The organism is Streptomyces sp. C1-1, from assembly GCF_050214755.1.
Taxonomy (GTDB): domain Bacteria; phylum Actinomycetota; class Actinomycetes; order Streptomycetales; family Streptomycetaceae; genus Streptomyces.
This window is the reverse complement of the sequence record NZ_CP189826.1, coordinates 3,643,821-3,663,937: the sequence shown is the minus strand read 5'-3', so window position 1 is coordinate 3,663,937 and position 20,117 is coordinate 3,643,821. Positions and strand designations below refer to the sequence as shown.

At 69.6% G+C, this 20,117-nt stretch carries 23 protein-coding genes and 1 pseudogene; 18 read left to right on the top strand and 6 right to left on the bottom strand.

Annotation, left to right across the window (positions count from 1 at the left end; genetic code table 11):
* Positions 1-275: 275 nt before the first annotated feature.
* The 10 genes from ACQF4J_RS16480 (at position 276) to ACQF4J_RS16435 (ending at position 8,633) form a co-directional block, all read left to right on the top strand.
* Positions 276-713, top strand: coding sequence for a hypothetical protein (locus tag ACQF4J_RS16480; protein ID WP_351561400.1), 438 nt, complete (start codon positions 276-278; stop codon positions 711-713).
* 273 nt (positions 714-986) lie between these two features.
* Positions 987-1,757, top strand: a complete 771-nt coding sequence (gene atpB / locus ACQF4J_RS16475; protein ID WP_427168588.1) for a F0F1 ATP synthase subunit A — start codon at positions 987-989, stop codon at positions 1,755-1,757.
* 74 nt (positions 1,758-1,831) lie between these two features.
* Positions 1,832-2,074, top strand: coding sequence for an ATP synthase F0 subunit C (gene atpE / locus ACQF4J_RS16470; RefSeq protein ID WP_383676820.1), 243 nt, complete (start codon positions 1,832-1,834; stop codon positions 2,072-2,074).
* 38 nt (positions 2,075-2,112) lie between these two features.
* Positions 2,113-2,661 (top strand): F0F1 ATP synthase subunit B, encoded by a 549-nt coding sequence (locus ACQF4J_RS16465; protein ID WP_427165934.1) that lies wholly within the window; start codon positions 2,113-2,115, stop codon positions 2,659-2,661.
* Positions 2,658-3,473 (top strand): F0F1 ATP synthase subunit delta, encoded by an 816-nt coding sequence (locus ACQF4J_RS16460; RefSeq protein ID WP_351561405.1) that lies wholly within the window; start codon positions 2,658-2,660, stop codon positions 3,471-3,473. Before ACQF4J_RS16465 ends, ACQF4J_RS16460 begins: the two co-directional genes overlap by 4 nt.
* Before the next feature lie 120 nt (positions 3,474-3,593).
* Positions 3,594-5,183: a F0F1 ATP synthase subunit alpha gene (gene atpA, locus ACQF4J_RS16455; RefSeq protein ID WP_351561408.1), complete on the top strand. Its 1,590-nt coding sequence runs from the start codon at positions 3,594-3,596 to the stop codon at positions 5,181-5,183.
* Positions 5,184-5,204: 21 nt separating this feature from the next.
* Positions 5,205-6,122: a F0F1 ATP synthase subunit gamma gene (locus tag ACQF4J_RS16450; protein WP_351561411.1), complete on the top strand. Its 918-nt coding sequence runs from the start codon at positions 5,205-5,207 to the stop codon at positions 6,120-6,122.
* Positions 6,122-7,558 (top strand): F0F1 ATP synthase subunit beta, encoded by a 1,437-nt coding sequence (gene atpD / locus ACQF4J_RS16445; RefSeq protein WP_351561414.1) that lies wholly within the window; start codon positions 6,122-6,124, stop codon positions 7,556-7,558. The genes ACQF4J_RS16450 and atpD overlap by 1 nt, the downstream gene beginning before the upstream one ends.
* A 111-nt stretch (positions 7,559-7,669) precedes the next feature.
* Positions 7,670-8,044, top strand: coding sequence for a F0F1 ATP synthase subunit epsilon (locus ACQF4J_RS16440; protein ID WP_079659511.1), 375 nt, complete (start codon positions 7,670-7,672; stop codon positions 8,042-8,044).
* Between the two features lie 142 nt (positions 8,045-8,186).
* Complete coding sequence (locus ACQF4J_RS16435) at positions 8,187-8,633, top strand: DUF2550 domain-containing protein (RefSeq protein WP_142142521.1); 447 nt, start codon at positions 8,187-8,189, stop codon at positions 8,631-8,633.
* Between the two features lie 362 nt (positions 8,634-8,995).
* Here ACQF4J_RS16435 and ACQF4J_RS16430 read toward each other — a convergent pair whose 3' ends face one another.
* From ACQF4J_RS16430 to ACQF4J_RS16420, 3 genes are all read right to left on the bottom strand, one after another.
* Positions 8,996-10,822, bottom strand: coding sequence for a glycoside hydrolase family 18 chitinase (locus tag ACQF4J_RS16430; RefSeq protein WP_351561417.1), 1,827 nt, complete (start codon positions 10,820-10,822; stop codon positions 8,996-8,998).
* A 124-nt stretch (positions 10,823-10,946) separates the two neighbouring features.
* Positions 10,947-11,585, bottom strand: coding sequence for a response regulator transcription factor (locus tag ACQF4J_RS16425; RefSeq protein ID WP_351561419.1), 639 nt, complete (start codon positions 11,583-11,585; stop codon positions 10,947-10,949).
* The gene (locus tag ACQF4J_RS16420; RefSeq protein WP_427165931.1) at positions 11,582-12,742 is read right to left on the bottom strand and encodes a sensor histidine kinase; all 1,161 of its coding nucleotides are present in this window, start codon (positions 12,740-12,742) and stop codon (positions 11,582-11,584) included. The genes ACQF4J_RS16425 and ACQF4J_RS16420 overlap by 4 nt, the downstream gene beginning before the upstream one ends.
* 152 nt (positions 12,743-12,894) lie before the next feature.
* Here ACQF4J_RS16420 and ACQF4J_RS16415 point away from each other — a divergent pair, with 152 nt between their 5' ends.
* From ACQF4J_RS16415 to ACQF4J_RS16395, 5 genes are read left to right on the top strand one after another with little or no spacing between them, the layout of a single operon-like run.
* A complete protein-coding gene (locus tag ACQF4J_RS16415) occupies positions 12,895-13,473 on the top strand; it encodes a hypothetical protein (RefSeq protein ID WP_351803652.1) in 579 nt (192 codons plus the stop codon).
* 14 nt (positions 13,474-13,487) lie between these two features.
* A complete protein-coding gene (locus ACQF4J_RS16410; RefSeq protein WP_351561426.1) occupies positions 13,488-14,180 on the top strand; it encodes a response regulator transcription factor in 693 nt (230 codons plus the stop codon).
* The gene (locus ACQF4J_RS16405) at positions 14,177-15,640 is read left to right on the top strand and encodes a sensor histidine kinase (RefSeq protein WP_427165929.1); all 1,464 of its coding nucleotides are present in this window, start codon (positions 14,177-14,179) and stop codon (positions 15,638-15,640) included. The genes ACQF4J_RS16410 and ACQF4J_RS16405 overlap by 4 nt, the downstream gene beginning before the upstream one ends.
* A 55-nt stretch (positions 15,641-15,695) precedes the next feature.
* On the top strand, positions 15,696-16,097 hold the full coding sequence (locus tag ACQF4J_RS16400; RefSeq protein ID WP_351561437.1) for a hypothetical protein: 402 nt from the start codon (positions 15,696-15,698) through the stop codon (positions 16,095-16,097).
* Positions 16,097-16,303: a hypothetical protein gene (locus ACQF4J_RS16395; RefSeq protein WP_351561440.1), complete on the top strand. Its 207-nt coding sequence runs from the start codon at positions 16,097-16,099 to the stop codon at positions 16,301-16,303. The genes ACQF4J_RS16400 and ACQF4J_RS16395 overlap by 1 nt, the downstream gene beginning before the upstream one ends.
* A gap of 25 nt (positions 16,304-16,328) precedes the next feature.
* Here ACQF4J_RS16395 and ACQF4J_RS16390 read toward each other — a convergent pair whose 3' ends face one another.
* The 3 genes and pseudogenes from ACQF4J_RS16390 to ACQF4J_RS16380 form a co-directional block, all read right to left on the bottom strand.
* Positions 16,329-16,901, bottom strand: a complete 573-nt coding sequence (locus tag ACQF4J_RS16390; protein WP_351561443.1) for a cob(I)yrinic acid a,c-diamide adenosyltransferase — start codon at positions 16,899-16,901, stop codon at positions 16,329-16,331.
* Between the two features lie 13 nt (positions 16,902-16,914).
* Positions 16,915-17,664 carry an ABC transporter permease gene (locus tag ACQF4J_RS16385; protein WP_427165928.1) on the bottom strand — a complete coding sequence of 250 codons (750 nt, stop codon included), beginning with the start codon at positions 17,662-17,664 and terminating at the stop codon, positions 16,915-16,917.
* A gap of 13 nt (positions 17,665-17,677) precedes the next feature.
* Positions 17,678-17,866, bottom strand: a pseudogene (locus tag ACQF4J_RS16380) (ABC transporter ATP-binding protein); the annotation flags it as partial.
* A gap of 44 nt (positions 17,867-17,910) precedes the next feature.
* On the opposite strand from ACQF4J_RS16380, the gene ACQF4J_RS16375 reads away from it, so the two are divergent.
* From ACQF4J_RS16375 to ACQF4J_RS16365, 3 genes are all read left to right on the top strand, one after another.
* On the top strand, positions 17,911-18,504 hold the full coding sequence (locus ACQF4J_RS16375) for a TetR/AcrR family transcriptional regulator (protein ID WP_427168587.1): 594 nt from the start codon (positions 17,911-17,913) through the stop codon (positions 18,502-18,504).
* A 138-nt stretch (positions 18,505-18,642) separates the two neighbouring features.
* Positions 18,643-19,491 (top strand): 3-hydroxyacyl-CoA dehydrogenase family protein, encoded by an 849-nt coding sequence (locus tag ACQF4J_RS16370; RefSeq protein WP_427165926.1) that lies wholly within the window; start codon positions 18,643-18,645, stop codon positions 19,489-19,491.
* A gap of 169 nt (positions 19,492-19,660) precedes the next feature.
* A complete protein-coding gene (locus ACQF4J_RS16365; protein WP_351479815.1) occupies positions 19,661-19,984 on the top strand; it encodes an STAS domain-containing protein in 324 nt (107 codons plus the stop codon).
* Positions 19,985-20,117 lie beyond the last annotated feature (133 nt).

Here is a 20,117-nt window from a genome sequence, read left to right as displayed (position 1 = left end):
GAGCATTGCCAAGTCGTGGGGTTGCAAAGCGACTCAATACCAGACAACTTGGCCCTGTTTTTGCACAGACGGGCACTGTCACTCTCATGTGTGACAGCGAGCACACCTTCTTGGTAAAGACCGCATCAAATAGTTTGTGATACGGTTCACGAGAACCCCGGACAGAGCCAAAGGACCGCAGTGCGACGGTCCATTGGCCGTGAGTTCCTCCCTCGCCCCGGGACTACGCTCGTCCATGACGACACCTGCCCCCCTTTGAAAGCGGAGTTGCCGCCATGCCGTCCAACGACGTCCGGAACCTAGTGCCGATCGCTGTGCCCACAGCGGCTGCCGGCGTGGTCGCCGTCGCCGTCAGCGCTGCGGTCGCCGGTGGCAAGGGTGCGATCGGGGCGGCTGTCGGTGTCGTGCTGTCGATGCTCTTCATGGGCCTCGGCCTCTACGTCCTGCAGTGGACGGCAAAAACGCTCCCGCAGCTGTTCCAGGCCATGGGGCTGATGCTCTATGTCGCCCAACTCCTGCTGCTCATGATCTTCGTGGCCGTCTTCAAGGGCACCTCTCTCTTCAACGGCAAGGCGTTCGCGCTCTCCCTGGTGGTCGCGACCGTCGTGTGGATGGCCACCCAGGCCCGTGCACACATGAAGTCCAAGATCTTCTACGTCGATCCGGACTCCGAGAAGAGCGGCAGGCCCGAGAAGACAGGGTCGTCGTCGTGAGAGGTAGGGGCGGGATAAAGGCTTGTGAGATCTCCTGCTATCGTCCGGTGCCAACTGCGGCATCGCGGGCGCGGGCATCTGAGCTGACGCCTGTTCGATCGCGAGGCTCGAAGCCCCTCAGCCGCCCCCACATCCGTAACACCAGTCCGGTGCCGACCCGCGGCCGCGCGCCGCGCCGACACAACGAGGTTGCCGTACCCATGCGTCATGCCGAAGGAGCCCGCGGTGAGTGCTGACCCGACCCAGCTCGCCTTTGAGTGGGATTGCCGCATTCTGTCCGACAACGGCTGCGGCTTCCCGGCGCCGGGGCTGAACTCCTTCCTCTTCAAGCCGCTCTTCACCGTCGGCGGGTTCGAGTTCAACAAGGTGATGCTGCTCGCTCTCATCACCACCCTGATCGTCACCGTCTTCTTCTCGGCCGCCTTCGGCAAGGCCAAGGTCGTCCCGGGCAAGCTGCAGATGGTCGGCGAGGCGGGCTACGACTTCGTCCGCCGGGGCATCGTCTACGAGACGCTGGGCAAGCGCGAGGGCGAGAAGTACGTCCCGCTCATGGTCTCGCTGTTCTTCTTCATCTGGATCATGAACGTCTGGTCCGTGATCCCGCTGGCACAGTTCCCGGTCGCGTCGATCATTGCGTTCCCGGCCGTGCTCGCCGGTGTCGTCTACGTGACCTGGATGGTGCTGACCTTCAAGAAGCACGGATTCGCCGGCGGCTTCAAGAACCTCACCGGCTACGACAAGTCGCTCGGCGCGGTTCTCCCGCTCGTGGTCGTCATCGAGTTCTTCTCCAACGTTCTCGTTCGGCCCTTCACCCACGCGGTCCGACTCTTCGCCAACATGTTCGCCGGTCACCTGCTCCTGGTGATGTTCACCGTCGCCAGCTGGTACCTGCTGAACAGCTACATGATCCCGGCGGCGGGCGTCTCCTTCGTCATGACCGTGATCATGGTCCTCTTCGAGCTCTTCGTGCAGGCCATCCAGGCGTACGTGTTCGTGCTCCTGGCCTGTTCCTACGTTCAGGGCGCTCTCGCCGAGCACCACTGATCGCACTGCCCGCTGACCCCCAATCGTCCGGTGGCCAACCCCCACCGGTCCGTAAAAGAGAAGGAAGAACCGGCATGTCCGCTCTCCAGACCCTCGCTGCAGAGACCGTCCACGGCTCCGTCGGCTCCATCGGTTACGGCCTCGCGGCCATCGGCCCGGGCATCGGTATCGGCATCATCTTCGGTAACGGCACCCAGGCCCTGGCCCGTCAGCCCGAGGCGGCCGGTCTGATCCGCGCCAACCAGATTCTGGGCTTCGCGTTCTGTGAGGCGCTCGCCCTCATCGGCATCGTTATGCCGTTCGTGTTCGGTAAGTAATCACTCCTTACTGACACGCATCGACGAAAGGCACTGATGTGATCGCCAACCTGGTTCAGCTGGCGGCCGAGGAAGAGCAGAACCCGCTCATTCCTCCCGGCCCCGAGCTGCTCGTCGGCACCATCGCCTTCGCCATCGTGTTCTTCTTCTTCTGGAAGAAGCTGCTCCCGAACATCAACAAGGTTCTGGAGGAGCGCCGCGAGGCGATCGAGGGTGGCATCGAGAAGGCCGAGGCCGCTCAGGTCGAGGCCCAGAGCGTTCTCGAGCAGTACAAGGCCCAGCTCGCCGAGGCCCGGCACGAGGCCGCGCGTCTGCGCCAGGAGGCGCAGGAGCAGGGTGCCGCGCTCATCGCCGAGATGCGCGCCGAGGGCCAGCGGCAGCGCGAGGAGATCGTCACCGCGGGTCACGCGCAGATCGAGGCCGACCGCAAGGCCGCCGCGTCCGCGCTCCGGCAGGACGTCGGTCACCTCGCGACCGAGCTGGCCGGCAAGCTCGTCGGTGAGTCCCTCGAGGACCACGCCCGGCAGAGCCGCGTCATCGACCGCTTCCTCGACGAGCTCGAGGAGAAGGCCGAGGCCACCCGATGAACGGAGCGAGCCGCGAGGCACTGGCCGCCGCACGCGAGCGTCTCGACGCGCTGACGGACTCCACGTCCGTCGACGCGGCGAAGCTCGCCGACGAGCTGGCCGCCGTCACCGCGCTGCTCGACCGCGAGGTCAGCTTGCGTCGGGTCCTGACCGACCCGGCGCAGGCCGGTGAGGCCAAGGCCGGGCTCGCTGAGCGTCTGCTCGGCGGCCAGGTCGGCGGCCAGGCCGTGGACCTGGTGTCCGGCATGGTGCGTTCCCGCTGGTCGCAGTCGCGCGACCTGGTGGACGCGCTGGAGGAACTGGCGAACACCGCCGACCTCACCGCCGCGCAGAAGAGGGGCGCCCTCGACGACGTCGAGGACGAGCTGTTCCGGTTCGGCCGGATCGTCTCCTCCAACACTGAGCTGCGTGCCGCGCTGACCGACCGCGCCGCCGGCACCTCGGCGAAGGTCGAGCTGCTGCACCGGCTGCTGGGCGGTCGCGCCGCCGCGACGACCGAGCGTCTGGTGACGCGCCTTGTGACCGCGCCGCGGGGACGTAGCCTGGAGTCGGGACTGGAGTCCCTGTCCAAGCTCGCCGCCGAGCGCCGGGAGCGCCTGGTCGCCGTCGTCACCTCGGCGGTGCCGCTGAGCGACACGCAGAAGCAGCGCCTGGGCGCCGCCCTCGCCAAGCTCTACGGCCGCCAGATGCACCTCAACATCGACGTGGACCCCGAGGTCCTCGGCGGGATCCGGGTGCAGGTCGGCGACGAGGTCATCAACGGCTCGATCGCGGACCGCATCGAGGACGCCGGCCGCCGCCTGGCGAGCTAGCAGCAACTCAATACGACGTAGTAAGACGGCCCGAGTTGGGCCGTGCAGAGGATTCCTGGGGGTCGCCCCCAGACCCCCAAGTTGAAACTTCGGGCCCAACAAGGAGAGCAGGGAACCCAGATGGCGGAGCTCACGATCCGGCCGGAGGAGATCCGGGACGCGCTGGAGAACTTCGTCCAGTCGTACAAGCCGGACGCGGCCTCGCGCGAGGAGGTCGGTACGGTCACCCTTGCCGGCGACGGCATCGCGAAGGTCGAGGGCCTGCCCTCGGCCATGGCCAACGAACTGCTGAAGTTCGAGGACGGCACCCTCGGCCTCGCGCTCAACCTGGAAGAGCGCGAGATCGGCGCCATCGTCCTCGGTGAGTTCAGCGGCATCGAGGAGGGTCAGCCGGTCTCCCGTACCGGTGAGGTGCTCTCCGTGGCCGTCGGCGAGGGCTACCTCGGCCGCGTTGTCGACCCGCTCGGCAACCCGATCGACGGCCTCGGCGAGATCGAGACGTCCAGCCGCCGTGCCCTGGAGCTCCAGGCTCCCGGAGTCATGGCCCGCAAGTCGGTGCACGAGCCGATGGAGACCGGCTACAAGGCCGTCGACGCCATGACCCCGATCGGCCGCGGTCAGCGTCAGCTGATCATCGGCGACCGCCAGACCGGCAAGACCGCCCTGGCCGTCGACACGATCATCAACCAGCGCGACAACTGGCGCACCGGCGACCCGAACAAGCAGGTCCGCTGCATCTACGTCGCCATCGGCCAGAAGGGCTCCACCATCGCGTCGGTCCGCCGCGCGCTGGAGGAGAACGGCGCGCTGGAGTACACGACCATCGTCGCCGCCCCGGCGTCCGACCCGGCCGGCTTCAAGTACCTGGCGCCGTACACCGGTTCGGCCATCGGTCAGCAGTGGATGTACGAGGGCAAGCACGTCCTCATCATCTTCGACGACCTGTCGAAGCAGGCCGACGCCTACCGCGCCGTGTCGCTGCTGCTGCGCCGCCCGCCGGGCCGTGAGGCCTACCCCGGTGACGTCTTCTACCTGCACTCCCGTCTGCTGGAGCGCTGCGCGAAGCTCTCCGACGAGATGGGCGCCGGCTCGATGACGGGTCTGCCGATCGTCGAGACCAAGGCCAATGACGTCTCGGCGTTCATCCCGACCAACGTCATCTCCATCACCGACGGCCAGTGCTTCCTGGAGTCGGACCTGTTCAACGCCGGTCAGCGCCCCGCGCTGAACGTCGGTATCTCCGTCTCCCGAGTCGGTGGTTCCGCGCAGCACAAGGCGATGAAGCAGGTCTCCGGCCGTCTGCGCGTCGACCTTGCCCAGTTCCGTGAGCTGGAGGCGTTCGCCGCCTTCGGTTCCGACCTGGACGCCGCGTCGAAGGCGCAGCTGGAGCGCGGTCAGCGCATGGTCGAGCTGCTGAAGCAGGCCCAGTACCAGCCGATGTCGACCGAGGACCAGGTCGTCTCGGTGTGGGCCGGCACCACCGGCAAGATGGACGACGTCCCGGTCAACGACATCCGCCGCTTCGAGCGCGAGCTCCTCGAGTACCTGCACCGCAAGGAGCAGGGCCTCATGACCTCCATCAAGGAGGGCGGCAAGATGTCGGACGACACCCTCACCGCTGTTGCCGACGCGATCGCCGAGTTCAAGAAGCAGTTCGAGACCTCGGACGGCAAGCTTCTCGGCGAGGACGCCCCGGCCGCCGCCAAGTGACGTAAGGAAGGGACCTGACTCATGGGAGCCCAGCTCCGGGTCTACAAGCGTCGCATCCGATCCGTCACCGCGACCAAGAAGATCACCAAGGCGATGGAGATGATCGCCGCCTCGCGCGTCGTCAAGGCGCAGCGCAAGGTGGCGGCCTCCACGCCGTACGCGCGGGAACTGACGCGCGCGGTCACGGCGGTCGGTACCGGCTCGAACACCAAGCACCCGCTGACCACGCAGGCCGAGACGGTCACGCGGTCCGCGGTGCTGCTCCTGACGAGCGACCGTGGTCTGGCCGGTGCCTTCAACTCCAACGCCATCAAGAAGGCGGAGCAGCTCACCGAGCGGCTGGAGCGCGAGGGCCAGGAGGTCGAGACCTACATCGTCGGCCGCCGTGGTGTCGCCCACTACAACTTCCGTGAGCGCAAGGTCGCGGAGTCGTGGACGGGCTTCACCGACGAGCCCACGTACGCGGACGCCAAGAAGGTCGCGGCTCCGCTGATCGAGGCCATCGAGAAGGAGACGGCCGAGGGCGGCGTGGACGAGCTCCACATCGTCTTCACCGAGTTCGTCTCGATGATGACGCAGACGGCCCTCGACGACCGTCTGCTGCCGCTCAGCCTCGAAGAGGTCGCCAAGGAGGCCATGCCCAAGGGCGAGATCCTCCCTCTGTACGACTTCGAGCCCTCGGCGGAGGACGTCCTCGACGCCCTGCTGCCGCGCTATGTGGAGAGCCGTATCTACAACGCGCTGCTCCAGTCGGCCGCTTCGAAGCACGCCGCCACGCGGCGCGCGATGAAGTCGGCGACCGACAACGCGGGCGAGCTCATCGAGACGCTCTCCCGGCTTGCCAACGCGGCCCGCCAGGCCGAAATCACCCAGGAAATCAGCGAGATCGTCGGTGGCGCGAGCGCCCTGGCCGACGCGACCGCGGGGAGTGACCGCTAATGACCACCACTGTTGAGACCGCGACGGCTACGGGCCGCGTCGCCCGGGTCATCGGCCCGGTCGTCGACGTGGAGTTCCCCGTCGACGCGATGCCGGAGATCTACAACGCCCTTCACGTCGAGGTGGCCGACCCGGCCAACGCCGGCGAGAAGAAGATCCTGACCCTGGAGGTCGCCCAGCACCTGGGTGACGGTCTGGTCCGCACCATCTCCATGCAGCCGACCGACGGTCTGGTCCGCCAGGCCGCGGTGACCGACACGGGCACGGGCATCACCGTCCCCGTCGGTGACTTCACCAAGGGCAAGGTGTTCAACACCCTCGGTGAGGTGCTGAACGTCGACGAGACCTACGACGGTGAGCGCTGGTCCATCCACCGCAAGGCCCCGAACTTCGACGAGCTCGAGTCGAAGACCGAGATGTTCGAGACCGGCGTCAAGGTCATCGACCTGCTGACCCCGTACGTCAAGGGCGGCAAGATCGGTCTGTTCGGCGGTGCCGGCGTCGGCAAGACGGTGCTCATCCAGGAGATGATCTACCGCGTCGCCAACAACCACGACGGTGTCTCCGTGTTCGCCGGTGTCGGTGAGCGCACCCGTGAGGGCAACGACCTCATCGAGGAGATGTCGGACTCGGGCGTCATCGACAAGACCGCGCTGGTCTTCGGTCAGATGGACGAGCCCCCGGGCACCCGTCTGCGCGTCGCGCTGGCCGGCCTGACCATGGCCGAGTACTTCCGTGACGTCCAGAAGCAGGACGTGCTGTTCTTCATCGACAACATCTTCCGCTTCACGCAGGCCGGCTCCGAGGTCTCCACGCTGCTCGGCCGTATGCCCTCCGCGGTGGGTTACCAGCCGAACCTGGCGGACGAGATGGGTCTCCTCCAGGAGCGCATCACCTCGACCCGTGGTCACTCGATCACCTCGATGCAGGCGATCTACGTCCCCGCGGACGACCTGACCGACCCGGCCCCGGCCACCACCTTCGCCCACCTCGACGCGACGACGGTTCTCTCCCGTCCGATCTCGGAGAAGGGCATCTACCCGGCCGTGGACCCGCTGGACTCCACGTCCCGCATCCTGGACCCGCGCTACATCGCGCAGGACCACTACGACGCCGCCATGCGCGTCAAGACGATCCTGCAGAAGTACAAGGACCTCCAGGACATCATCGCGATCCTCGGTATCGACGAGCTCGGCGAGGAGGACAAGCTCGTCGTCCACCGTGCCCGTCGCGTGGAGCGCTTCCTGTCCCAGAACACCCACGTCGCCAAGCAGTTCACCGGCGTCGACGGGTCGGACGTCCCGCTGGAGGAGTCGATCGCGGCCTTCAACGCGATCTGCGACGGCGAGTACGACCACTTCCCTGAGCAGGCGTTCTTCATGTGCGGTGGCCTCGAGGACCTCAAGGCCAACGCCAAGGAGCTCGGCGTCTCCTGAACTCCCTGAGTTCGACTGAGGGGGCGGGTGCGTCCCGCCCCCTCTTTCACGCCTACTAGACTTGTAACCAACACCCGGCCGAACCGCCGGGTGGTGACCCGAGGAGCCACCTTGGCTGCTGAGCTGCACGTCGCGCTGGTCGCGGCCGACCGAGAGGTCTGGTCCGGCGAGGCCACCCTGGTCGTCGCGCGCACCACGTCCGGCGACATCGGCGTCATGCCCGGTCACCAGCCGCTGCTCGGTGTGCTGGAGTCGGGCCCGGTGACCATCCGTACGAGTGATGGTGGGACGGTCGTCGCCGCGGTGCACGGCGGTTTCATCTCGTTCGCGGACAACAAGCTGTCGCTGCTGGCCGAGATCGCCGAGCTGTCGGACGAGATCGACGTCCAGCGCGTGGAGCGCGAGCTGGAGCGGGCGAAGGCGGAGGGCGACGCCGCCGCCGAGCGCCGCGCGGATGTACGACTGCGTGCGGCGGCCACGCGCTGAGGCCGCGCGGAGCTGCATGACGTCACTCAGCCGCGGTCGGCACCGGAGCAATCCGGCGCCGACCGCGGCTGAGGCAGATATGGATGTTTTTTCCGTTCCGTTACCTGTATTCGGTACCTAGGAGACGAGGAGGTCGGTGTCGATGGTCCTCGCTCTGACTGTGTGCGGAATCGTCGTGGCACTCGTGGTGCTGGGGCTCTTCGTCTTCGGCCTCCGCCGCAGACTCATCCAGCGCTCCGGGGGCACCTTCGACTGTTCGCTGCGCTGGGACGTCCCCGAGAAACCCGACACCAGCGGAAAAGGCTGGAGCTACGGCGTCGCCCGCTACAACGGCGACCGCATCGAGTGGTACCGCGTCTTCTCCTACGCCTACCGGCCGCGCCGCGTCCTGGAGCGCGCCGCGATCGAGGTGGCCGGCCGCCGTCTCCCCGAGGGAGAGGAGGAGCTGGCCCTCCTCTCCGACGCCGTCGTCCTGACCTGTCTGCACCGCGGCACGCGCCTCGAACTCGCCATGAGCGATGACGCGTTGACCGGTTTCCTGGCCTGGCTGGAGGCGGCGCCTCCCGGTCAGCGGGTCAACGTGGCCTGACACACCGGGTTCGGTACGTCGGCCTGCGAGGCGACGACGGTACGCGGCTCGGGGCCGAACGTCACCGTTATGTTCACCGGCGACGCGGCCAGCAGAGCCGCTGCCGCGGCCCCGGCGAACCCCCCGTAGGAGACCGCCCTGGAGGCGGTCGGCCGTGCGTTCTTATGTGACTTGTGGGACCTGCGTTTCATTCTTCCCCCATGAATGAGTTCTTCCGCTTAGTGCCTGAGATACAGGATGTGCCCGGTCAGGGGTGCCGCGCACCTGCCGACCTTCCCGCCACAGGGGCCGGATGACCCCACGCCGCGCACGCCTGGGGCGCGCGGCATCTGCCGCGCGCCCCAGGTGGTGGATCCAGACCGTCAGCTCATGCCGTTGCTGATGGCGCTCACCAGCTCTCCGTTGCTGGTGTCACCGCTGAACTCCCAGAAGAACGCGCCGCCGAGGCCCTGGGACTTGGCCCAGCTCATCTTTCCGGCGATGGTCGACGGGGTGTCGTAGGACCACCAGTTGCTGCCGCAGTGCGCGTACGCCGTTCCCGCGACCGTGCCGGTCGCCGGGCAGGACGTCTTGAGGACCTTGTAGTCCTCGATGCCCTGTTCGTAGGTGCCGGCCGCCGGGCCCGTGGCGGTGCCGCCGGGCGCGTCCTGCGTCACGCCCGTCCAGCCGCGGCCGTAGAAGCCGATGCCGATGAGCAGCTTCTTCGCGGGGACGCCGATCGCCTTGAACTTGGCCATCGCGTCGGCCGTGGTGAAGCCGGCCTTCGGGATGCCAGAGTACGAGGTGAGCGGGGAGTGCGGGGCGGTCGGGCCCTGCGCGTCCCAGGCGCCGAAGAAGTCGTACGTCATCACGTTGTACCAGTTGACGTACTGCGCGGCGCCCGCGTAGTCGGCGGCCTCGATCTTGCCGCCGGCCGAACCGTCGGCCGTGGTGGCCGCCGTGACCAGGTTGTTCGAGCCGAACTTGGCGCGCAGCGCGGACATCACGTTCTTGAAGGCCGCGGCCCCGCTGGTGTCGCAGGACAGCCCGCAGGCGTTCGGGTACTCCCAGTCGATGTCGATGCCGTCGAAGACGTCGGCCCAGCGCGGGTCCTCGACCAGGTTGTAGCAGGACTGCGCGAACGCGGCCGGGTTGGCCGCGGCCTGGGCGAAGCCGCCGGACCAGGTCCAGCCGCCGAAGGACCACAGCACCTTGATGTTCGGGTACTTGGCCTTCAGCTCACGCAGCTGGTTGAAGTTGCCGCGCAGCGGCTGGTCCCAGGTGTCGGCGACGCCGCTGACGGACTGGTCGGCGGTGAACGCCTTGTCGTAGTCGGCGTAGGAGTCGCCGATCGCGCACTGGCCGTTGGTGACGTTGCCGAAGGCGTAGTTGATGTGCGTGATCTTCGCGGCCGACCCGGACGTCACGAGGTTCTTGACGTTGTAGTTGCGGCCGTAGATGCCCCACTCGGTGAAGTAGCCGAGCTTGACCTTGTCGCCGGTGGTCGGCGGCGGGTCGGTGGTGCCGCCGGTGGTGTGCACCGCGACCGCGCCGCTCACCGGACCGGTCTGGTCGGCCGTGTCGCGGGCCTGCACGGTGTAGGAGTAGTCGGTGCCGGCGGTGAGGCCGGTGTCCGTGTACGAGGTCGTGGTGACCGTCGCGACCGTCTTGCCGTCGCGCAGGACGTCGTAGTTCTTCACGCCCTTGTCGTCGGTGGCGGCGCTCCAGGACAGCTTCACCGTGGTGTCGGTGACCGAGGAGGCGGTGGGGGTGCCCGGCGCGGACGGTGCCGCGTCGCCGGGGACCGTGGTGCCGTCACAACTGTCGCCGTTCAGCTTGCAGTTGGACGGGGAGCCGGAGCCCGCGCCGTTGAAGCCGAAGGAGACCGAGGCGCCGGGGGCCAGGGTGCCGTTGTACGACTTGTTCTTGGCGGTCCAGTGGGTGCCGGAGCTCGTGACGTCCGCGTCCCACGCGGAGGTGACGGACGTACCGGAGGGGAAGTCCCACTCGACTTTCCAGGAACTGATGCTGCTGGAGCCGGTGTTCTTGATGGTCCACTGACCGCCGAAGCCGGTTCCCCAGTCCTGGGTCTTGGTGTACGTGGCGGTCCCGTTCGTCGCGGCCTGGGCGGGGCTCGCGAGGCCGACCAGTCCGGCCAGGGGGAGCAACAGGGTCGCGAACCCTGCCGCGGCTCTGTGTCTGAAGCGCATGCTGCGCCTCCCTCTTCGTCAAGGGGGTGGGGGCGCGACTGAGCCTTCACGCCCACGGTGTCGCGAGAATAGAAAGGTCTGGACCATCGGTCAATAGGTCTGGACCACTTGCGCCCGGGTTGTCTCAGACCCCCAACTCCTGTGCGAGCACCGCCGCTTGGACCCGGCTGCGCAGCTCCAGCTTCCCCAGCAGGCGGCTGACGTGCGTCTTCACCGTCGCCTCGGCCATGTCGAGGCGGTCGGCGATGCCGGCGTTGGACAGGCCCTCGCCGAGGCAGGACAGCACCTCGCGTTCTCGCCGGGTGAGGGCGTCGAGGACCGCCGCGTCCCTCGGCTCCCGCACCGGCACGGCGGCGAACTCGGCGATCAGCCGGCGGGTGACGGCCGGCGCGATCAGGCCCTCGCCGCGCGCCACCGTCCGCACCGCCGCCAGCAGGTCGGCGGCGTCGGTGTTCTTCAGCAGGAACCCGGCCGCCCCGGCGCGCAGCGCCCCGAACACGTACTCGTCCAGATCGAAGGTGGTCAGCACCAGCACGTCCGCGAGCCGCTCCTCGACGATGCGCCGGGTCGCCGACACCCCGTCCAGGCGCGGCATCTGAACGTCCATCAGGACCAGGTCGGGGCGCAGATCCCGGGCCAGTGCCACCGCCTGCTCGCCGTCGGACGCCTCGCCGACCACGTCCATGTCCGGTGCACTGCGCAGGATCAGGACGAGACCGGCGCGGACGGCGGACTGGTCCTCGGCGACCAGGACACGGATCATTCGGGGTCTCCTTCGGTCACGGGAAGCGTGGCGCGGACGGTCCACAGCGCGCCCTCCGGCCCCGCCGCGAACGTGCCGCCGAGCAGCGCGGCCCGCTCCCGCATGCCGACCAGCCCGGCCCCGGAACCGGGGGCGCGCGGCCCGTTCCGACGGCCGTACGGACTGCTCACCTCCACGTCGAGCGTGCCGTCCAGCCGGGCCAGCCGCACGGTCACGCGGCCGGGGCAGGCGTGCTTGAGGGCGTTGGTCAACGACTCCTGGACGATGCGGTAGGCGGCGAGTTCGACGGGTACGGGGACCCGGCCGTGCTCGGCGTCCAGGGTGACGTCCAGGCCGTTGGCGCGGGCGCCGTCGACCAGTGCGGGCAGGCCGTCGAGGGCCGGGACCGCGCTGGGTCCGCCGTGCCCGTCGCGCAGGATGCCGATCAGCCGGCGCATCTCGGCGAGCCCCTCGACGCTGTTCTCGCGGATGACGGCGAGCGCCTCCCGGGAGGTCGCGGGATCGTCGATGGACAGCGCGGCCGTCGAGTGGATGGCGATGGCGGACAGGTGGTTGGCGACCATGTCGTGCAACTCCCGCGCCATCCGCGCCCGTTCCGCGGCAACCGCCTGACTGCGGTCGATCTCGGCGAGCAGCGCGGTCTGTTCGGCGCGCAGCCGGGCCGCTTCGGCCGCGTCCCGGTGGTCGCGCACGATCCAGCCGGTGGCGGCGGGCCCGTACGCCACGACACCGACGACCACACCGATCAGCAGCGCCTGCGGGACCCGCCACACCGCGAACGGCACCAGCGTCGCGGCCACCGTGAGCAGCCCGGTGATCCACTGGATGCGGCGGGCCGAGGCGAGCGGGCCGTACAAGACGGCCGCGTAGAGCAGGTCGGTGAACATCAGGACCGTGGCCAGGTTGCCCTGCGTCACGACGTCCGCGCAGACCGCGACCGTGCCGGCCAGCAGCGCCGCGCGCGGTGCCGTGCGGCGCAGCAGCTCGCAGCCGGCCATGACGACGAGCGGCGGCAGGATCGGCCAGGGCCCGTCGAAGAGGGTGATCGGGTCGTCGGCGGGCCGGGTGGCGAGGCCGATGCGCACCAGGAGCAGACCACCGAGGAGCCCGCCGACGGCGACGAACACGTCGAAGCGGTGCGGGCGGGGCAGGGGCATGGCCCCATCCAACACGGTTGGCGCGACCCGCGCCTGATGCCGGGGGACGGTCCTGGACTGCATCTTTCGATGTACGGCGGGTTCGTCACCACCGACGACGAAAACGGCCGGACGCGCCGCGAGCCTGGAAGGGTGACCGAAAGGAGCGTGCCGTGGTCGTCACGTTGATCATCGCCTGCGAAGTGGGCTTCTGGGTGCTGCTGGCCCTGGGCCTCGCCGTCCGCTATCTGCTCAGGTGGCGTCGCACCGGCGTGGCGATCCTGGTGTGCGAGCCCGTGCTGGAGCTGGTGCTGTTCGCGGTGACGGCGATCGACCTGAGGAACGGCGCCGAACCCGGCTGGGAACACGGCCTGGCCGCCCTCTACATCGGCTACACCGTCGCCTACGGCCACTGCACGATCCGGTGGCTCGACGGCCACGCGGCCCACCGCCTCGCGGGCACCCCGCGCCCGCCGAAGCCCCCGCGGTACGGCATGGCCCGCGCCCGCCACGAGGGCGGCCTGTGGCTGCGCACCCTGCTGGCGGTCGTGGTCGCCTGCGCCCTGCTGCAGGCCGCGATCCGGTACGTCGGCGACGGCGACACCTCGTCCCTGCGATCCTTCCAGCTGGTGGCGCTGCGGGCCCTGGGCATCCACGGCATCGTCGCGCTGACCTACCTGATCTGGCCCAAGAAGGCTCCGGCGACCGCTGCCGCCCGCCCCGCGGAGGACCGTACGCTGACCGGGCGGTGAGCGAGGAGGGGTGCATGAGCGAGGCGGAACGTTCCGGGGCCGTGCTGGTCGTGGACGACGACGCGGCCATCCGGCGCTCACTGGAACGCGGGCTCAGGCTGAGCGGATTCCGGGTGCGCACGGCGGACGGCGGCCGCGAGGCGCTGGCCGCGATCCGTCAGACGCCGCCCGACGTCCTCGTCCTCGACGTGTCGATGCCCGGCATGAGCGGAATCGAGGTGTGCGAACGGCTCCGGGAGGACGGCCTTGACCTGCCCGTGCTGATGCTCTCCGCGCTCGACGAGACCGCCGACCGTATCGCCGGCCTCCAGGCGGGCGGCGACGACTACCTGGTGAAGCCGTTCGCCCTGCAGGAGCTGGTGCTGCGGCTGCGCGCCCTGCTGCGGCGCCGGCCGCCCGCGGGAGAGGCGCTCCGGGTCGCCGGTCTGGTGATCGACCCGGCCGCCCGCACCGCCGAACGGGACGGGCGGCCGCTGGAGCTGACCCGCCGCGAGTTCGAGCTGCTGGAGGTGCTCGCCCGCAACGCGGGGCTCGTCCTCACCCGAGACCAGTTGCTGGAACGGGTGTGGGGCTACGACTTCGACGTGCGCACCGACGCCGTCGACACGTTCGTCAGCTATCTGCGGCGCAAGCTGGAGGCGGACGGCCGGCCCCGGCTCGTGCACACCGTGCGCGGGGTGGGCTTCGTCCTGAGGCAGGAGTCGTGAGGATCTCCACCCGGATCGGGCTCGCGGTCGGCGTCACCGTGCCGCTGCTCGTCCTGGCCTCCGGCTGGCTGCTGCTCCGGCTCGTCGGCCACGACCTGCACGGTGCCGAGGACGACCACCTCCGCACCCGTGCCACCGCCCTCACCGTCGACGCCCGCGCCCTGCTGCGGGCCACGGCCAACGACCGTCCGAGGGCCGCCGACACCCGTGAACGCCGGCTGTTCAGCGCGGCCCTCGACGTCGGCGTCCGGGTCGTCGGCCCGGACGCCACCTTCAGCGGCGGCCCCCAGCCGGACGCCTCGGTGCCGCTGCCCGAGGGGACCGGGGGACCGGTGACCGTCCGCGACGGCGGTACCAGCTGGCGTGCCCTGTCGAGGACGATCACCACCGCGCGCGGCACCGGCACCCTCTGGGTCTTCTCGCCCAACGCCGCCGACCAGGCCCAACTCCGGCTGGTCAGGCGCCGGGTGGCCGTCACGACTCTGCTCGCCGCCCCGCTGTCCGGCCTGCTCGCCTGGGCCGTGGCCACCGGTGCCACCGGTCCGCTGCGCCGGCTCGGCCGCCGTACCGCCGGACTCGACCCGCGCACCAGCGGCACCCGGCTGCCCGACGAGCCGAGCGGGGTCACCGAGGTCGACGAACTGGCGGCCACTCTGCGCACGGTCCTGGCCCGTTACGACGAGCAGGCCGCACGCACGGCCGAGGCCCTGGACACCGCCCGCTCCTTCTCCTCCGCCGCCGCCCACGAACTGCGCACCCCGCTGATGAGCATGGGCACCAACCTCGACATCCTCGCCGCCCACCCCGACCTCCCCGGACCGGACCGCACGGAGGTCCTGACCGACCTGCGCACCGAACACGCCAGGCTGCTGAACCTGCTGGTGATGCTGCGCGAACTGGGCCGCGGCGACCTGGTGGAGGCGGAGGCCCTGGGAAGCGTGGACGTGTCGGAGGCGGCGGACGCGGCGGTCGCGGAGGCCCGGCGGCGCGCTCCGGACGCAACGATCACGCTACGGGCCGAACCCGGTGCGACGGTGCCCGGCTGGGAGCCCGGTCTGCGGCTGCTCCTGGACAACCTGCTGGCCAACGCCCTGACGCACGGCAGGGACGCCGACGGCCGGGCCACTGTGACGGTGGGGGTGCGGCGCGTGGGCGAGCAGGTCGTCGTCACCGTGGACGACGCCGGGCCCGGGGTGCCCGCCGACGCCCGCGCACGGATCTTCGAGCGCTTCGCACGCGGGCCCGCGAGCTCCGGCTCCGGGCTCGGTCTGACCCTTGTGGCCCAGCAGGCGGCCCTGCACCGGGGGAGTGTCACCGTCGCCGACGGCCCGTCCGGGGCCGGTGCCCGCTTCGAGGTGCGGCTGCCGTCGACCGGCGGCCCGCTCCCCGCGCAGCGCGACTGGCTGATCCACACAGCCGGGACGAAACGGTCACAGAGTTTCCCCAAGGACGGCTCCTAGCCTCCCCGGCGAGCGGACGGACGAAGGGGGCCGTCCGCGGGAAACGGAGGCAGAGATGTACGTACGACGAGACCGGCGCACCCTCCTCGTGGGGGCGGCCGTGGCGGCGATCCTGGCCGGCACCACCGGTGCGGCCGTGGCCGAGAGCACACCGTCGCCGGCGGCGGCCCCGACCGGCGACGGCGCGCAGGCGCTGTGCAAGCGGGCGCCGAAGATCGACCGCCGCATCGACCGTGCCCTCGCTCGCCTGAACGCGGGCGCCGACCAGCGCGGTTCCATCGCCCGCCTGCAGCAGCGCGTGGACAACGCCAAGAGCGCCGGGCACTCCGAGATCGCCACCTATCTCCAGGACCGGCTGACCTTCCGCAAGTCCCTGGTGACGACCCTGGGACAGCGGCAGAAGGACCTGGCCGACGTCCGGACCTGGTGCAAGGACAACGACGGGGGCGCGAGCTGATGCGGCCGAGGCTCGCGGCCGCCGCGGTCGTCCTGCTCGCCGGGCTCGCCACGGCCTGCGCGCACGACGGCGGCCCGACCGGCACCCCGGACAGGGCCGCCGCCACCCCCTCCGGCTATTCGGAGATGCAGAAGAAGGTGGCCGCCGCCGAGTCCGCCCTCGCCCGCGCGGACGAGGACGCGGCCCGGGACGCCACGGATCGCTGAAGGAAGGGGCGGGGGGCGGGGGGCCTCAGCGCTCCCCGCCCGGCACCCACAGCACGTCCCCGACGTCCTTGTTGGCCGTCCTGGCCAGGATGAACAGCAGGTCCGAAAGGCGGTTGAGGTAGGTCGCGGTGAGCGGGTTCATCGCCTCGCCGTGCACCTCCAGCGCCGCCCACGTCGAGCGCTCGGCCCGTCGTACGACCGTGCAGGCCTGGTGCAGCAGGGCCGCGCCCGGGGTGCCGCCCGGCAGGATGAAGGAGCGCAGCTTCTCCAGCCGCTCGTTGAAGCGGTCGCAGTCCGCCTCCAGCTTGTCGATGTAGAACTGCTCGACCCTCAGGGGCGCGAACTCCGGGTTCTGAACGACCGGCGTCGACAGGTCCGCGCCCACGTCGAACAGGTCGTTCTGGACGCGGGTGAGGACCTCGACGACCTCCGCGTCGAGACCGCCCAGCGCGATCGCCGTCCCGATCACCGCGTTCGCCTCGTTGGCGTCGGCGTACGCGGAGATCCTGAGGTCGGTCTTGGCGACCCGGCTCATGTCGCCGAGGGCGGTCGTGCCCTGGTCGCCGGTCCTGGTGTAGATGCGTGTCAGATTGACCATGTGGCCAGCGTAATTACGCCCCGGCCGTGCGGAAGACGCGTGTGCCCACTGTCACGGCGAACAGGGCGAATCCGAGGGCGACGAGGACGCCGTACGCCATGTGATGTGTCGCATACGAACCGACGTACGCGTCCCGCACCGCGTCCACCAGATAGCGGAACGGTACGAAGTGGGACAGCACGTCCAGCCATGTCGGTGCCAGGGTCATCGGGAGCATCAGGCCGGACAGCAGCATGGACGGCATGGTCAGCGCGTTGACCAGGGGACCGAACTCCTGGGGGGTACGGACCTTGAGGGCCAGCGCGTACGACAGCGAACCGAGCGAGACGGTCAGCAGGGCCACGAACGCGAAGCCGATCAGGATGCCGACCAGCGGCGCGCGCAGGCCCATCACCACCGCGGCGAGCACCAGCAGCACGGCCTGGAAGACGAAGACGGTCGCGTCGCGCAGGACGCGGCCCAGCAGCAGCGCGAGCCGGCTGACCGGGGTCACGCGCATGCGCTCCAGCACGCCCTGACCGTTCTCCATGATGACCGTGAACCCGGCGAACGCGGCCCCGAACAGGCCCAGTTGGAGCAGCAGCCCGGGGACGAGGACCTGCCATCCGGTGCCGCGGGAGGCCAGCGGCAGCCCGGTCAGCAGCGGCCCGAAGAACAGCAGGTACAGCAACGGCATCAGCACGCCGAAGAGCAGCGCGAAGCGGGAGCGCAGGGACTGGCGGAGATAGCGGCCGTAGATCAGGCCGGTGTCGTGGAGCAGCATCGTCTCCGGCTTCCTATATGGCCACGGGGGTGGGGTCGGCCTTACCCGGACCCCGGCCGGTGATGGCGAGGAACGTGTCCTGCAGGCTCGCGTCGATGGAGCCGGCGTGGCGCAGCTTCAGGGCGCTCGGCGTGCCCTCGGCGGCGACCACGCCCCGGTCGACGACGACCAGGCGGTCGGCGAGCGCGTCCGCCTCGTCCAGCAGAGGGGCTCCGGGAGCGGAAGAAACGGCAGACCAGGCAGTACATCTCCGATGTCGCCACGGGCCTGTTCGTCGAGCGCGGCTTCGACGCCGTGACCGTCGCCGAGATCGCCGACGCCGCCGACGTCTCGGTCAACACCGTCTACAACTACTTCCCGGCCAAGGAGGACCTCTTCTTCGACCGCTCCGGCGACATCGGTGACCGCCTGGCCCGGTGGGTGCGCGGCCGGCGCAAGGGGGAGTCCGCCGCGGACGCCGTCCTGCGCGAACTGCGCGAGGAGGCGGAGGCCGTCTCGCCGCGGCTCGGACTGATGCCGGGCATCGCCGACTTCATGCGGGTCGTCGAGCAGGCCCCCACCCTGCGCTCCCGGCTGTGGGCCATCGGCCAGGAGGTCCAGGACAACCTGGAGGCGGCCCTGCGCGAGGAGACCGGCGCGGCCGACGACGACCCCCTGCCCCAGCTGATCGCCGGTCAGCTCGGCTGGGCGCACGGTGCCGTCATGGCGGTCGTCCGCCGCGAGATGGTCAAGGGGCGCGATCCACGCGAAGTGTCACGAGAGGTGCTGAACCTCCTCGGCGACATCGAGGAGCTGATGGGCGGAAAGGTGCTCAACTACGCCGTCCGTGGCGTCGAATGACCCCTGCCGGTGTGATGTCCGTCAGATGAGACGTGACGCGCATTACTTACCGGACACACGGCACCTCACGACCGCTAAGGTCCGCCGAAGAGACATACGTAAACGTGGTGTAAGGCGTTTCAAAGGGGAGTCGCAAACGTGGCACGGAAGCTTGCCGTCATCGGCGCCGGCCTGATGGGTTCCGGTATCGCCCAGGTCTCGGCCCAGGCCGGCTGGGAGGTCGTCCTGCGGGACGTCACGGACGAGGCCCTCAGGCGCGGCACCGACGGCATCAAGGCCTCGTACGACAAGTTCGTGAGCAAGGGGAAGATGGAGGCGCACGACGCCGACGCCTCCCTCGCCCGCATCACCGCGACCACCGATCTGGACGCCGCCGCCGACGCCGACATCGTCGTCGAGGCCGTGTTCGAGAAGCTGGAGGTCAAGCACGAGATCTTCCGCACGCTCGACAAGATCGTGAGCTCGGACACCGTGCTGGCGTCCAACACCTCCGCGATCCCGATCACCAAGATCGCGGCGGCCACCGAGCACCCCGAGCGGGTCGTCGGCGTCCACTTCTTCTCGCCGGTGCCGATGATGCAGCTCGTCGAGCTCGTCCGCGGCTACAAGACGAGCGACGAAACCCTCGCCACCGCACGGGAGTTCGCCGAGTCCGTCGGCAAGACCTGCATCGTCGTCAACCGCGACGTGGCCGGCTTCGTGACCACCCGGCTCATCTCCGCCCTCGTCGTCGAGGCGACCAAGCTCTACGAGTCGGGCGTCGCGACCGCCGAGGACATCGACCTCGCCTGCAAGCTGGGCTTCGGCCACGCGATGGGCCCGCTGGCCACGGCGGACCTGACCGGCGTCGACATCCTGCTGCACGCCACCAGCAACATCTACACCGAGTCCCAGGACGAGAAGTTCGCGCCGCCGGAGCTGATGCGCCGGATGGTTGACGCCGGTGACATCGGGCGCAAGAGCGGGCAGGGCTTCTACACGTACTGACCACATCGGTACGTCCACCCACTCAAACCGCACAAACCCCGGGAGCATCACTCGCGGGGGTGAATTCGGTATCGGTTCGCTTACAGACGGCAACCTCCTGGCCGCTGAAGCAGTCAGACGATGCACAGCCACCGTCACGGAGTACGCAACGCACTCACGGGGAGCGCTTATGTTCATCAGGGGCGACCACGCCGAGCTGGTCGTCGGGGGCCGCCTCGACGTCCGCAGCGCGGCGGACGCCCGCACGGTCCTGCACTCGGCCGTCGACGACGGAGTCGGCGACCTCGTGCTCGACCTGTCCGAACTGGACTCCTGGGACGCCACCGGACTCGGGGTGATCATGGGCGTCCACCGGCGGGCCGGCCGCTGCGGCCGGCGTCTGGTGCTGCGCGACGTACCGCCGCAGATGCAGCGCCTGCTGGTGGCCACCCGACTGCACCGGATCCTGGCGATCGAGGGGGGCATCGGAGTGGAGTCGCTGCCCCGCGTGTGACCTCTGGCACGCGTGGGGCGGGCGCGACCGGGCATTCCGGCCGGGAAGCGCAGGTCAGCGCGATCCATACGACACTGTGACGTCTCGGGCGGCGCCGTACCCCGGGCTGTCGTAGATACTGAGCGAAGGTTTA

Excerpts from the sequence above, each read along its gene's own strand:
- ACQF4J_RS16480 (WP_351561400.1), top strand. The coding sequence starts at position 276 with ATGCCGTCCAACGACGTCCGGAACCTAGTGCCGATCGCTGTGCCCACA.
- atpE (WP_383676820.1), top strand. The coding sequence starts at position 1,832 with ATGTCCGCTCTCCAGACCCTCGCTGCAGAGACCGTCCACGGCTCCGTC.
- ACQF4J_RS16460 (WP_351561405.1), top strand. The coding sequence starts at position 2,658 with ATGAACGGAGCGAGCCGCGAGGCACTGGCCGCCGCACGCGAGCGTCTC.
- atpA (WP_351561408.1), top strand. The coding sequence starts at position 3,594 with ATGGCGGAGCTCACGATCCGGCCGGAGGAGATCCGGGACGCGCTGGAG.
- ACQF4J_RS16450 (WP_351561411.1), top strand. The coding sequence starts at position 5,205 with ATGGGAGCCCAGCTCCGGGTCTACAAGCGTCGCATCCGATCCGTCACC.
- atpD (WP_351561414.1), top strand. The coding sequence starts at position 6,122 with ATGACCACCACTGTTGAGACCGCGACGGCTACGGGCCGCGTCGCCCGG.
- ACQF4J_RS16435 (WP_142142521.1), top strand. The coding sequence starts at position 8,187 with ATGGTCCTCGCTCTGACTGTGTGCGGAATCGTCGTGGCACTCGTGGTG.
- ACQF4J_RS16430 (WP_351561417.1), bottom strand. The coding sequence starts at position 10,822 with ATGCGCTTCAGACACAGAGCCGCGGCAGGGTTCGCGACCCTGTTGCTC.
- ACQF4J_RS16425 (WP_351561419.1), bottom strand. The coding sequence starts at position 11,585 with ATGATCCGTGTCCTGGTCGCCGAGGACCAGTCCGCCGTCCGCGCCGGT.
- ACQF4J_RS16420 (WP_427165931.1), bottom strand. The coding sequence starts at position 12,742 with ATGCCCCTGCCCCGCCCGCACCGCTTCGACGTGTTCGTCGCCGTCGGC.
- ACQF4J_RS16410 (WP_351561426.1), top strand. The coding sequence starts at position 13,488 with ATGAGCGAGGCGGAACGTTCCGGGGCCGTGCTGGTCGTGGACGACGAC.
- ACQF4J_RS16400 (WP_351561437.1), top strand. The coding sequence starts at position 15,696 with ATGTACGTACGACGAGACCGGCGCACCCTCCTCGTGGGGGCGGCCGTG.
- ACQF4J_RS16395 (WP_351561440.1), top strand. The coding sequence starts at position 16,097 with ATGCGGCCGAGGCTCGCGGCCGCCGCGGTCGTCCTGCTCGCCGGGCTC.
- ACQF4J_RS16390 (WP_351561443.1), bottom strand. The coding sequence starts at position 16,901 with ATGGTCAATCTGACACGCATCTACACCAGGACCGGCGACCAGGGCACG.
- ACQF4J_RS16385 (WP_427165928.1), bottom strand. The coding sequence starts at position 17,664 with ATGCTGCTCCACGACACCGGCCTGATCTACGGCCGCTATCTCCGCCAG.
- ACQF4J_RS16365 (WP_351479815.1), top strand. The coding sequence starts at position 19,661 with ATGTTCATCAGGGGCGACCACGCCGAGCTGGTCGTCGGGGGCCGCCTC.